The sequence below is a fragment of the Aureimonas sp. Leaf454 genome (assembly GCF_001424685.1).
In the GTDB taxonomy this organism is placed as follows: Bacteria; Pseudomonadota; Alphaproteobacteria; order Rhizobiales; family Rhizobiaceae; genus Plantimonas.
In genome coordinates this window covers 1-11544 of the sequence record NZ_LMQT01000007.1, presented here as the reverse complement: position 1 = coordinate 11544, position 11544 = coordinate 1, and the positions used below count along the sequence as shown (strand labels likewise).

The following is an 11544-nucleotide window of genomic DNA, read 5'->3' as shown; positions in this document are numbered from 1 at the left end:
GGCGCCCGACCTCCCGACGGCTGGGACGCCGAACATGTCCAAGAGGAATCTCATGACCGCCAATGCCGGCCGCAGCGCTCGACACATCCGGACCCTTCGCGCAGCCCTCCTCGGCGCGGCCTTCGCGCTGCCCCTCGCCGTGCCGCTGGCCGGGCTCTCCGCGACGCCCGTCCGCGCCGAGGCCACCGCCAAGGCCCGCGAGATCGCCGCCCATTTCTCCGACATCCGGACGATGACCGGCAGCTTCATCCAGTTCGATCCAAACGGGAAGACCACCGAGGGCAAGTTCTACATCGAGCGGCCCGGCAACATCCGCTTCGACTATTCCGGCACGCCGCTCCGCGTCATCGCCGACGGCGATCAGGTCGCGATCAACAACCGCAAGCTCAACACCTGGGATCTCTATCCCCTGTCGAAGACGCCGCTGAAGCTTCTGCTCGGCGAGCGGATCGACCTCTCCTCGGCCAGCATCCGCTCGGTCAAGGAAGAGCCCGACGTCACCACCATCGTCATGGGCGACAAGTCGGTCTTCGGCAATTCCGAGATCACCATGCTCTTCGACACTGCGACCTTCGATCTCCGCCAGTGGACGATCAAGGACAATGACGGGCGCGACACGACGGTGATCGTCGACGGCATCCGGGCCGGCGTGAAGCTCGATCCCGGCATGTTCAAGATCCCCTACACCGCGATCTCGCTCGGCCAGACCGGCAAGAAGTAGCGGCCACGAGGCCCCGCTCCGCGGCGCCTCCCTTGCCAGCGGTCGGGGCGCCTTTCATAAGGGCGCTCCTCCTGCCCGCCGGACGCCGCCATGCCCTTCACCGTCGCCACCTGGAACATCAATTCGGTGCGCCTGCGCCTGCCGATCGTGGAAAGCTTCCTGTCCGACCACGCGCCGGACGTGCTCTGCCTCCAGGAAACGAAATGTCCGAACGAGCTCTTCCCCGGCGAGTCGCTGCGGGCGCTCGGCTACGTCCATCAGGCGGTGCACGGGCAGAAGGGCTATCACGGCGTCGCCATCCTCTCGCGTCATCCCTTCGAGGACGAGGAGACGCGCGATTTCGGGGAGGTCGGCCACGCCCGGCACCAGTCGGTGCGCCTCCATGTCGGCGAGCGCCGCATCCGGCTGCACAACGTCTACGTGCCGGCCGGCGGCGACGAGCCCGACCGCGCGATCAATCCGAAATTCGCCCACAAGCTCGATTTCATCGAAGCGATGCGCGGCGTCTCGGCGACGGCCGAGCCGGGCGCCTCCGCGATCCTCGTCGGCGATCTCAACATCGCGCCGCTGGAATCCGACGTCTGGTCGCACAAGCAGCTCCTCAAGATCGTCTCGCACACGCCGATCGAGACCGAAGGCCTCGTCCGGGCCATGACGGACGGCGGCTGGGTCGATCTGATGCGCTCGCAGCTCGGTGCGCACGAGAAGCTCTACACCTGGTGGAGCTATCGCTCGAAGGACTGGCGCGCCGCCGACAAGGGCCGGCGTCTCGATCACGTCTGGGGCTCGCCCGATCTGGTGCCGCATCTCTCCGGCCTTCAGGTTTTGAAGGACGCCCGCGACTGGGAGCGCCCCTCCGATCACGTGCCGGTGCTGGTGACCCTGGATCTCTGATCGCGCGAACGACGGCCGAGGCGGACACCCCGCGGGCGGGGCCTCTTTTCAGGGGCCTTTGCCGAACCGCTCCTCCAGCGCCAGGATCTCGTCCGTCATCCGGGCGAGCTCGCCGGCGATCCGCTGGTGAAGCGAGAACGCGATCTCGGGATATTCCTCCAGCATGCGGCGGAACAGCGTGCGGGTGATGCGCAGCACGTCGCAATCGGATGCCGCCGTCGCCGTCACGGGCCGCCGCGTTTCGGTCAGGAGCGCCATCTCGCCGAGCACCGTTCCCGCCCCGTAGGCGCCGACCGTCCGCTCGCGCCCGGGCTGACCGGACGTCAGGGCGATCTCGCCGTCGATCACGACGAAACCGGCATCGGCGCGCGCGCCCAGGCGAAACAGCGTTTCGCCCTGCCGCAGGCGACGGTGCTCCGCGCCGAAGGCGAGAAGTCTAAGCTGATCGCCGTCGAGCTCGGCGAAGAGAGGGACACGCTTGAGAACGGCGATGTCGCTTTCAAGGCTCATCGCGTCCCGCCACTCCCCCTCGCGGTTCTCCCCGAACCGGGCTCACACGCCTGTGACGCCAGCTATAGCTGCGAGTGCGCCCGGAGAAAACCGCGACGTCATCGATTTCAGGAAAGCTTTGGATAACCACCCGGCGGAATGCTTGTCCATGCCCCGATCCCGTCGAACGGAGCGGAACCTTGTCCGCTCCGGAATCAGGGCACCAGCTTGTAGCCGCCCGATTCCGTCACGATGAGGCGCGCGTTGGACGGGTCCGGCTCGATCTTCTGGCGCAGGCGGTAGACATGGGTTTCCAGCGTGTGCGTCGTAACGCCGGAATTGTAGCCCCAGACCTCTTCCAGGAGCACGTCGCGGGTGATCACCTTGCGATCGGCCCGGTAGAGGTAACGGATGATCGCCGTCTCCTTTTCGGTGAGCCGGATCTTGCCGCCGCGATCGTCGAGGAGAATCTTCTGGCTGGGCTTGAAGATGTAGGGACCGACCTGGAACGTGGCGTCCTCGCTCTGCTCGTGCTGCCGAAGCTGCGCCCGGATGCGCGCGAGAAGCACGGCGAAGCGGAAGGGCTTCGTCACGTAGTCGTTGGCCCCGGCCTCGAGGCCGAGAATCGTATCGGCATCCGTGTCCTGGCCGGTGAGGATGATGATGGGGGCCTTGAACCCGGACTTGCGCAGGATCTTCACGCCCTCGCGTCCGTCCATGTCGGGAAGGCCGACATCCATGACCACGAGATCGATGAGCCCGGCCCGCGCCGCGGCGATGCCCTTGGTCGCCGTCGGCTCCTGGGAGACCGTAAACTCCTCGTGAAGCGACAGCTGCTCGGCCAGCGTCTCCCTGAGGTCCGCGTCGTCGTCCACGATGAGGATGCTGCGTGCGCTCATGATCTGGCTTTCATCGGCGGGCCGGCGACGTCGATTCGCCCGTTGGCTGGCTGTATTTGTAACAATTCGTGAATCAAGATAGGTCCGATTTCATGGCCGTCATGCCCAGAACGCCCCGCAGCCGGCGCTTTTCTCCTCGTGGATCGACGAAAGCCGCGATCGTCGTTCGCCGAGCGCCGGGCGACGGGCGACGGGGGATTCTCCAGGCCGGGCCGCTGCGTCTGCGCTGTGCGTTGGGGCGCGGCGGAACGAGCGCTTTCAAGCGGGAAGGCGACGGCGCGACGCCCGTCGCCACGATGCGCCTTCTCCACGCCTACCAGCCGGCCCAGGGCATCGCCGGACTGCGCCTCGCCCTTCCCACGAGTCGTCCGCGCCACGATCTCGGCTGGTGCGACGCTCCGACGCATCCCGCCTACAATCGCCCGGTGCGCCTGCCCTTCGCCGCCAGCCACGAGACCATCCGCCGACCCGATCCCCTCTACGACCTCGTCGTCGTCCTCGACTGGAATATCCGCTCGCGCCGCCGCGGGTGCGGCAGCGCCATCTTCTTCCACGTCGCCAAGCCCGGCTACGCCCCGACCGAAGGTTGCGTCGCCCTGGCGGCCCGCGACATCCGGCGCCTGGCGCCATTCCTCAGGCCGGGCGCTTCCCTGGCCGTTTGCCGCTGAGCAACCGGAACGCTCAGGCCGCAAGCGGCGGCGGTCGGCGAGGCGAACTGTTCAAATCCAAGACGGCTCTCTATACTCTCTCAGATTGCATCAGCGAGTCTTTATGCCGATCAACTTCCATCCACATTCCGGCACCGTGCTCGTCTGCGACTTTCATGGTTTCGTCGAACCCGAAATCTGCAAGGTGAGGCCGGTTGTCGTCATCACGCCGCGCCTGCCGCATCGAAGCGGCCTTGTGACGATCGTGCCCATCAGTTTGACCGCACCACGCCATGGAGAGCCTTACGTGGTACGGCTTTCGAAGAACTATCATCCGAGCGAAGAGGACGATCTGCCGTGCTGGGCCAAGTGCGATCTGGTCGCCAATGTCGGAACGCATCGGTTGAACGGCTTCAAAGTCGGACGCCGCCTGTGGGAAACGCCCGACATGACGGACGATGATCTCAAGCGCGTAAGAGCCGGCGTCCTGCACGGTCTTGGTTTCGGCGCCTTGTTAAAAAGCGAATGATGAACTACCTTGTGGTTGTAACCCGTCTATCGGGCTTTAAGACCTAGCTTGCTGGGCAGGCTCATCATCGGGCGATGACAAGCTTCGATGAGCCTAGAGAGTGTCACATGGTCCCGAAACCCCGCCGCAAGGCGGGGTTTTGTGTTTCGACCAAGGTCGTTCTCGGGAACTCATCGCAACCTCGGCAACGACAGCACGGGCGAACCTCTTCAACGCGGGCGGGAACACCTAGTGCGTGCTCTCGTTTGCCATGCGTGGCTGGCGGGATCGAATGGACCCGAGGCGGCCGCATGCCAGGAGACCGCCATGGACCGCAGCGAGACCGAACCGCTCGTCACCGTCGAGCCCTACGACCATCCGAGCGGCGGCTGGGGTTCGTTGAAGTCGGTGACGGAGAAGACGCTCGCGGAGGGTCTTGCCGTCAACACGATGCTGCAGATGCTGACCAAGCAGAACAAGGCGGACGGCTATGCCTGCGTCTCCTGCTCCTGGGCCAAGCCCGCCGAGCCGCATCTGGCCGAATTCTGCGAGAACGGCGCGAAGGCGACGGTCTGGGAGGTCACCAAGAAGCGCTGCGACCGGGCGTTCTTCGCACGGCACAAGCTCGCGGAGCTTCGGACCTGGAGCGATCACGCGCTGGAGAAGGAAGGCCGCCTCACGACGCCGCTGCGCTACGACCGCTCGCTCGACCAGTATGTGCCGGTGACCTGGACCGACGCCTTCGCCGAGATCGGCCGCGAGTTGAACGCGCTGGATCCCAAAAGCGTCGTCTTCTACACGTCGGGCCGCGCCTCGCTCGAAACGTCGCACATGTGGCAGCTCTTCGCGCGCATCTACGGCAGCGCGAACCTGCCGGACTCCTCGAACATGTGCCATGAATCCACGTCCGTCGGCCTGCCGAAATCCATCGGCTCGCCCGTCGGCACGGTGCAGATCGAAGACTTCGACGCCTGCGACATGATGTTCTTCTTCGGCCACAACACCGGGACGAACGCGCCGCGCCTCCTTCATCAAGTCCACGACGCGCGCAAACGGGGCGTGCCCGTCGTGACCTTCAATCCGATTCGGGAACGCGGCCTCGTCCGCTTCAAGGATCCGCAGTCGCCGACCGAGATGCTCTCCCCCGACGAGGGCGTGAAGATGTCGAGCGATTACTTCCAGGTGAAGATCGGCGGCGATCTCGCCGCCATGACCGGCATCGCCAAGGCCGTCTTCGCGCTCGACGACGCCGCGAAGGAGGCGGGACGGGCGCGGGTCCTCGACATCGACTTCATCGCCGAGCACGGCCATGGCTTCGAGGACTTCGAGGCCTTCGTGCGCTCGCACGACTGGAGCGAGATCGAACGCTGCTCGGGTCTCGCCCGCAGCGATCTCGAAGGCGTCGGCCGCACCTATGCGCAGGCGAAAGCCGTCATCGCCAATTACGGCATGGGCCTCACCCAGCACCGGCACGGCACGCAGAACGTCCAGATGCTCTGCAACCTTCTTCTCATGCGCGGCAATATCGGCCGTCCCGGAGCGGGCATCTCGCCGATCCGCGGCCACTCGAACGTGCAGGGGCAGCGCACGGTCGGCATCACGGAGAAGCCGGAGCTCGCGCCTCTCGATAAATTCGCCGAGTTCTACGGGTTCGAGCCGCCGCGAGAGAAGGGGCTCGACACGGTCGAGGCGTGCGAGGGCATCCTCGACGGATCGGTAAAGGCCTTTCTCGCGCTCGGCGGCAATTTCATCCGCGCCATTCCCGAGACCGATCGGATGGAGGCGGCCTGGACGACCATGCGTCTGTCCGTCCAGATCGCGACGAAGCTGAACCGCAACCACCTCCTGCCCGGCGAGGTGACCTATCTCCTGCCCTGCCTCGGCCGCATCGAGGAGGACGTGCAGGCCAGCGGCAAGCAGCATGTCTCGATCGAGGATTCCACCGCCTGCATCCACGGCTCGATCGGCTGGCGCCCGCCGGCGAGCCCCGAGTTGTTGTCGGAACCCAAGATCGTCGCCGAACTCGCCAAGGCGACCGTTCCCGGCCGCTCCACCGTGCCGTGGGACGATTGGGTCGGCGACTATTCCAAGGTGCGCGATGCGATCGAGCGCGCCTATCCGCAGTATTTCAAGGATTTCAACGCGCGCTTCCTGCAGCCCGGCGGCTTCCACCGCGATCTCCCGGCCTGTCGCCGGGAATGGGAGACCGAGACGAAGAAGGCGAACTTCTTCACGCCCACCGGTTTCGACGTCAATCCCGACATCGAGGTGGACGGCAAGACGATCCTGACGCTGATCACGATCCGCTCCAACGACCAGTTCAACACGACGATCTACGGTTTCGACGACCGGCTGCGCGGCATATCCGGCTCGCGCCGCGTGATCCTGATGAACGCGGAGGACATGAAGCGCCTCGGCTTCCGGGACCAGGAACTGGTGGACGTGCGCACCCATGCCGACGACGGGATCGACCGCCGCGTGGAGGGGTTCCGCATCCATTCCTTCAGCCTGCCGACGGGCGCCGTCGCCGGTTATTATCCCGAGTTGAATCCGTTGATGCCGCTTTGGCACCACGACAAGGAGGCGCACACGCCGGCCGCCAAATCGATCCCCGTCGAGATCCTGAAGCACGTGGCGGCCTGAACCGTCCGGTCGGCGCCGGGGAAAGGCACCGCCCTGCCGCCCCGCCGGGAAGACGGGCTTTTCCCGTGAGACGGGGCGGGACTCCGGATCCCGCCCCGTCTCACGGGCCGCCCTGCCAGGCCTTCACCGCGTCGAGCGGCCAGAGGAGCATCAGGACGTTCAGCGTGAGGTTGTCGCGGATCATCCACCCCGTGAAGAGCTCGAAGAACACCGCGATCGCGATCGTCAGCCAGACCGGCAGGCGGGCGGCGAGGAAGAAGCCGAGGCCCATGAAGAGGATATCGCTGACCGAATTGATCACGCTGTCGCCGTAATAGTCGAGCGCGATCGTCGCCTCCCGGTAGCGCTGGATCACCGCATCGGTGTTTTCCAGGATTTCCCAGGCCGCTTCCACGATGATCGCAACGCACAGGCGCAGACCGAGCAGCTGGCGGCGCATGGCAAGCCACGTGGCGAAGAAGAACAGGAAGCCGTGGATGAGGTGGGAGGGTGAGTACCAGTCGGAGAGGTGCTGAGAATTCTCCGAGCTCACCACCACGCCGTGCCAGAGCTTCACCGTCCCGCAGGCGCAAATCGGCACCCGACCCATGCCGAGGAGGATCGCCGCCGTCGCCGCGACGAGGCCGACCGCGAGGAGGACATGCCAAAGCGCAAGGCCGCTGCGGACCGGGGGCGGCGGCGGGTCGGATCGGGAAGCGGCGGTGCTCATGCGGTGTCCCAGGGATGGAGGATGACCGAACTCTTGGCCCCGGCTTCGCCGCATGCGGCATCGCGAGACCTCGGCGGGAGGTCCGGGGCACCGGCCCCGATCGGCGCATCCTTGTAAGGGCCGCATCCGTGCGCGGGCAAGGACACGGCTCAGGAAAGCCCCCGCGCCGGTCCGCTCCGGAACTCGCCGATCCGCCGCCGGCCGCGCCGCGCCCCGCTGCCGTCCCGTCCGCGTTAACCCCCGCGGGTCCGGCCGAGCGCCCCTCGATTGCACCGGCGGCACCGATTGGCTAAAAGCCCCAGCACAAAGGCACCCGAAGTCCGAAGGTCACCCCATGCGCATCGACGCGATCCCCCGCGGCAAGAACCCGCCCGACGACATCAACGTCATCATCGAGTGCCCGATCGGCGGCCATCCCATCAAGTACGAGATGGACAAGGAGGCCGGCGCGCTCTTCGTCGACCGCTTCCTCTACACGCCGATGACCTATCCCGGAAATTACGGCTTCGTGCCGCACACCTTGTCCGACGACGGCGACCCGATCGACGTGCTCGTCATGAACACGCGCCCGCTCTTTCCCGGCTGCGTCATCAACTGCCGGCCGATCGGCGTCCTCGTGATGGAGGACAACAAGGGCCAGGACGAGAAGGTCATCGCCGTTCCCTCGCCGCATCTCACGCTGCGCTACGAGGCGGTCACCGAATACAACCAGCTGCCGCAGATCACGCTCGACCAGATCGCGCACTTCTTCGAGCACTACAAGGATCTGGAGCCCGGCAAGTGGGTGAAGATCGGCGACTGGGGCGACAGCGCCATGGCCCGCCGCCTGATCACCGAGGCCGTCGACCGCGCCGACCGCGACAAGACGGGCGCCTGACGCCGAGCCGCGGCCTTAGCGAAGGCTGACACGATCATGGCCGTCGAACACGCTCTTGCCGGGCGCGTTCGACGGCTTTTCCATGTCGAGACGGCAAAGCCCCACCCATTCCGGCTACTCCGATCCGGCCCCATGCCGGCGGAACACAGCCGCGTCGGTTAGAATGCCTTACCGCGTCTCGTCGCCGATGCGCCGAAGCCGCTCCAGACCCTCGGCCAACCGCGCGCGATCGCCCGAGACCTCCACCACCTTGACGCGGGATTTCGAGCCCTTGTCGAGCGACAGGGCCGATTTCGGCCAGTCCGCCGCCTCCGCGATCAGCCGGAGAAGCGCGGCGTTGGCGAGACCCTTTTCCGGGGCCGCCCGGACGCGGGCAAGCAGCACGCGCCCGCTCCCCCCGACCTCGCCGACGCCCTCGATCCGATCCGCCCCGCTCTTCGGCGTCAGGCGGACATGAAGGCGCAGGATCGGCCCGACGCTCTCGGCGAAGTCGAGCCGGTCGGTCATGCCGAACGGGGCGCCGACGGACCGGCCCGGCCCGGCCGCGTCAGATGCCGGCCTGATAGATGGCGGGCACGATGTAGAGCTGGATCAGCGACTGCAGGAAGATGATGCCGAGCAGGAGCACCAGCGGCGACAGGTCGAGCCCGCCGAGATTGGGCAGCACCCGGCGGATGGGCCGGTAGAGCGGCTCGGTGGTGCGGTAGAGGAAATTGCCGATCGTATCGACGAACTGGTTGCCGGCATTCACGATGTTGAACGCATAGAGCCAGGACAGAACCGCCGAGGCGATCACCAGCCACCAGAGAAGATCGAGCACGATCAGGACGACTTGGACGACGGCGAGCATGACGTGGCGGAATCCCGATGATTGACGAGGCTGATGTAACCACCCCCCCGCCGCCGCGCAAGGCATCTCGCCGTCTCGCCGCTTGACAGCCCGGTGATCCCGGCCCTACAAGCCGTGCCACAGGTGGACGGGGCTGTAGCTCAGTTGGGAGAGCGCGTCGTTCGCAATGACGAGGTCAGCGGTTCGATCCCGCTCAGCTCCACCACCTGATTTTCTAAAGAATATATGTTTGCTTTTACAATGCGTTAAGCTGGCGCGACAATCGTCTGCGTACCCGATTGCGTACCCTCCCGAAGTACGCGTTTTGAGCTAGCTGACGCGGATCAACCAGTTGCGCGAGCACTCGCCCTGCCCTTCCAGCACCGTTTAAATTGCTCAAGATCGATTCGCTCTTTGTACTCGGTGCGTTCACCTGCATCGTGGTGATGTTGGCCAGACGTTCTCTGTTGCTCTTTTTCCTGTGAAAGTCGATCGATTGCCCTTGTGGAATCAGGACGACTCGCCTCTGCTATATCTAGTGTACCATAGCGTAGCAGGCACATGATGTAGTTCAACGGATTCTGAGGCAATGGCCAATGTCAGCGCAGCTTGCGACCCTCTTCTCCACACGCCCGGAGCATTTGATCCCTGACTTCCTAAAGCATCTCAGCCGATACGGCGAACCCCATACATGGCGGTATCATTGTCACGAACCCCCTCCCCGAGAGGATATCCAAGTCTTGCTCCGAGACTTCGTGGTTCCCGAGGGTCTAATCCCACGAGTTGGCCTTGCGAAGTGCCCGATCTGTAGTCCAAAGCTCCCAAAGTACATCAAAGGGCACCTACTCTGGTCTCCAATAACCGGGCAATTGTACGCCGTTGGGCACTGCTGTGGATTCAATTACTTCAACGACGGGGTTCTAAGTGAGGGCCTTCGACAGGAGAAAGCCCGTGGTATCCGAAAGGCGCACGAGGATTTCCTCCTGGCGAACTGGGAGAAAGTGGCTGAGTTCACTGCCTTTGCCGATGCCCTCCTCCCCCGAGCACGAGAGCACGATCGGGTAGTCCGGCTACTAATCGCCAGCCTCAGTCAGAAGCGAGCGAACGAGTTGTACCGCTCAGCGGGCGACGGCGGCTATCTCACTGTGGTCCGGCGACAAGCGGGCGCGGAGGAAGCTAGGGGCGGCCTCCAAGGAGTACGAGAGCGTTTTGGTGATCGGCCGCTTCAAGGCCACCTCATCCTCCACAAACCGAGATCAGCAAAGTTGGCGGAGGCCCGTCTCGTTAACCCTGCAACTGTGCTCCGCTTTGTAGATTGGCGAACCTTGGACAACGCATTCGAATGGCTTTGCGACCAACCGGATATCGACCTGAAGCGGCTCTCCGACATCCTCGGGGATGCCGAGAGTGGAAGCGCCCAGGTCTGTGCTGAAATGAATGCACTGGCTGATTTCCTCGTGCCCGAGAACCTGCAACTGATCAATGCGTGGTCTAGGCAGCAAGACACATTGCAGGCCGAAATCCGCGTCTTTCGCCCTATGCCGAACAAGCTGACGGTCTGGCGAGGCCGCCACGCGGCGAAGCCAATAGTGCTGCATCCGAATGTTGATCAGCCAGCACCAGAACCTCCAGCGTTGATTCGCGAAGAAACACCGCCCGGCTAAGATATGGGATTATTCGAGACACCGTGTACGCGGGGGGCGGTAACGACTTTCCCCCGCCCCCCTTACCCGGTTCTCGATGCAGTCGCTCACATGAGAGGCCCCGGAACGCCCTACTCATGCGTAAAGGCGTCACGCGGATTGGTAAAAAAGGATGCGCAGGACTGAGCCTGTACCGTTTTGAGCCCCAAGCCACTCAAGGCACCCGTAGCCATTTGCATGCGACCCTCACTGGTATCCTTTACGCCAAGTTAGAAGAGAGTGTGGGGAGATTTGTAATGCAAGCGTTTAAGCAAATGAGATGGAGACGTTGTAGCTCAGCTTTGTGGCTACTCAACTTGCTCTTTATACGCGGGACGGAGAGTGCAGGCTTTTACGAAAGCTCGGCCTAGGGGCGTTGGACACGCAACATCAAACCTGATGGGGTTGAGCTGGCTGCGATCCACGAGACCCAAACGCAGAAGATTGTGGAGCGAGATCGCCACATGCTCTTGCGGCGCGGGAAGAGCGCCTCTTCCATTCGGCCGTTCTGCGCTGACGTACCCACTGGGTAGAAGTGCCGTCTGTTGATTTCCACTGAGAGCTGACCCAGGATTTCCATCAAGAACTGACCCGGCTTTGACGATGTTGGGCTGGTCAGGCCTTGGTCAAGTTCCGAGTTTTCTCC

Annotated in this window: 12 protein-coding genes and 1 tRNA gene; 8 read left to right on the top strand and 5 right to left on the bottom strand. The window is 64.3% G+C overall.

All coding sequences use genetic code 11. From position 1 onward, the window contains the following. Positions 1-52: 52 nt before the first annotated feature. Both ASG43_RS07625 and ASG43_RS07620 read left to right on the top strand, forming a co-directional pair. A complete protein-coding gene (locus tag ASG43_RS07625) occupies positions 53-721 on the top strand; it encodes an outer membrane lipoprotein carrier protein LolA (RefSeq protein ID WP_056502777.1) in 669 nt (222 codons plus the stop codon). A 90-nt stretch (positions 722-811) separates the two neighbouring features. Further along, the gene (locus ASG43_RS07620) at positions 812-1615 is read left to right on the top strand and encodes an exodeoxyribonuclease III (RefSeq protein WP_056502654.1); all 804 of its coding nucleotides are present in this window, start codon (positions 812-814) and stop codon (positions 1613-1615) included. A 48-nt stretch (positions 1616-1663) separates the two neighbouring features. Here ASG43_RS07620 and ASG43_RS07615 read toward each other — a convergent pair whose 3' ends face one another. Further along, a complete protein-coding gene (locus ASG43_RS07615) occupies positions 1664-2125 on the bottom strand; it encodes a Crp/Fnr family transcriptional regulator (protein ID WP_056502651.1) in 462 nt (153 codons plus the stop codon). A gap of 194 nt (positions 2126-2319) precedes the next feature. Then, the gene (locus ASG43_RS07610) at positions 2320-3003 is read right to left on the bottom strand and encodes a response regulator transcription factor (RefSeq protein ID WP_056502648.1); all 684 of its coding nucleotides are present in this window, start codon (positions 3001-3003) and stop codon (positions 2320-2322) included. A 92-nt stretch (positions 3004-3095) separates the two neighbouring features. On the opposite strand from ASG43_RS07610, the gene ASG43_RS07605 reads away from it, so the two are divergent. From ASG43_RS07605 to ASG43_RS07595, 3 genes are all read left to right on the top strand, one after another. Further along, the gene (locus ASG43_RS07605; RefSeq protein WP_244488017.1) at positions 3096-3671 is read left to right on the top strand and encodes a L,D-transpeptidase family protein; all 576 of its coding nucleotides are present in this window, start codon (positions 3096-3098) and stop codon (positions 3669-3671) included. Between the two features lie 103 nt (positions 3672-3774). Then, on the top strand, positions 3775-4179 hold the full coding sequence (locus tag ASG43_RS07600) for a type II toxin-antitoxin system PemK/MazF family toxin (RefSeq protein WP_056502643.1): 405 nt from the start codon (positions 3775-3777) through the stop codon (positions 4177-4179). 306 nt (positions 4180-4485) lie between these two features. Then, positions 4486-6801: an FdhF/YdeP family oxidoreductase gene (locus ASG43_RS07595; protein WP_056502640.1), complete on the top strand. Its 2316-nt coding sequence runs from the start codon at positions 4486-4488 to the stop codon at positions 6799-6801. 100 nt (positions 6802-6901) lie between these two features. Here ASG43_RS07595 and ASG43_RS07590 read toward each other — a convergent pair whose 3' ends face one another. Beyond that, positions 6902-7510 (bottom strand): DUF2585 domain-containing protein, encoded by a 609-nt coding sequence (locus ASG43_RS07590; RefSeq protein ID WP_056502636.1) that lies wholly within the window; start codon positions 7508-7510, stop codon positions 6902-6904. Positions 7511-7844: 334 nt separating this feature from the next. Here ASG43_RS07590 and ppa point away from each other — a divergent pair, with 334 nt between their 5' ends. Beyond that, complete coding sequence (ppa, locus tag ASG43_RS07585; RefSeq protein WP_056502632.1) at positions 7845-8387, top strand: inorganic diphosphatase; 543 nt, start codon at positions 7845-7847, stop codon at positions 8385-8387. A gap of 168 nt (positions 8388-8555) precedes the next feature. Here the strand turns inward: ppa and ASG43_RS07580 are convergent, their stop codons facing one another. Together ASG43_RS07580 and ASG43_RS07575 are read right to left on the bottom strand one after the other, a co-directional pair. Continuing rightward, positions 8556-8894 (bottom strand): DUF167 family protein, encoded by a 339-nt coding sequence (locus tag ASG43_RS07580; RefSeq protein WP_056502630.1) that lies wholly within the window; start codon positions 8892-8894, stop codon positions 8556-8558. A gap of 40 nt (positions 8895-8934) precedes the next feature. Continuing rightward, a complete protein-coding gene (locus tag ASG43_RS07575) occupies positions 8935-9237 on the bottom strand; it encodes a YggT family protein (protein WP_056502627.1) in 303 nt (100 codons plus the stop codon). A 129-nt stretch (positions 9238-9366) separates the two neighbouring features. Here ASG43_RS07575 and ASG43_RS07570 point away from each other — a divergent pair. Beyond that, a tRNA-Ala gene (locus tag ASG43_RS07570) sits at positions 9367-9442 on the top strand. A gap of 1099 nt (positions 9443-10541) precedes the next feature. Next, entirely contained in the window at positions 10542-10880 is a 339-nt protein-coding gene (locus ASG43_RS22625) for a hypothetical protein (protein ID WP_156386570.1), read from the top strand. Positions 10881-11544: the final 664 nt, after the last annotated feature.

Coding starts and splice junctions, on each gene's coding strand:
- ASG43_RS07620 (WP_056502654.1), top strand. CDS start 812: ATGCCCTTCACCGTCGCCACCTGGAACATCAATTCGGTGCGCCTGCGC.
- ASG43_RS07590 (WP_056502636.1), bottom strand. CDS start 7,510: ATGAGCACCGCCGCTTCCCGATCCGACCCGCCGCCGCCCCCGGTCCGC.
- ASG43_RS07575 (WP_056502627.1), bottom strand. CDS start 9,237: ATGCTCGCCGTCGTCCAAGTCGTCCTGATCGTGCTCGATCTTCTCTGG.
- ASG43_RS07605 (WP_244488017.1), top strand. CDS start 3,096: ATGGCCGTCATGCCCAGAACGCCCCGCAGCCGGCGCTTTTCTCCTCGT.
- ppa (WP_056502632.1), top strand. CDS start 7,845: ATGCGCATCGACGCGATCCCCCGCGGCAAGAACCCGCCCGACGACATC.
- ASG43_RS07625 (WP_056502777.1), top strand. CDS start 53: ATGACCGCCAATGCCGGCCGCAGCGCTCGACACATCCGGACCCTTCGC.
- ASG43_RS07610 (WP_056502648.1), bottom strand. CDS start 3,003: ATGAGCGCACGCAGCATCCTCATCGTGGACGACGACGCGGACCTCAGG.
- ASG43_RS07595 (WP_056502640.1), top strand. CDS start 4,486: ATGGACCGCAGCGAGACCGAACCGCTCGTCACCGTCGAGCCCTACGAC.
- ASG43_RS07600 (WP_056502643.1), top strand. CDS start 3,775: ATGCCGATCAACTTCCATCCACATTCCGGCACCGTGCTCGTCTGCGAC.
- ASG43_RS07580 (WP_056502630.1), bottom strand. CDS start 8,894: ATGACCGACCGGCTCGACTTCGCCGAGAGCGTCGGGCCGATCCTGCGC.
- ASG43_RS07615 (WP_056502651.1), bottom strand. CDS start 2,125: ATGAGCCTTGAAAGCGACATCGCCGTTCTCAAGCGTGTCCCTCTCTTC.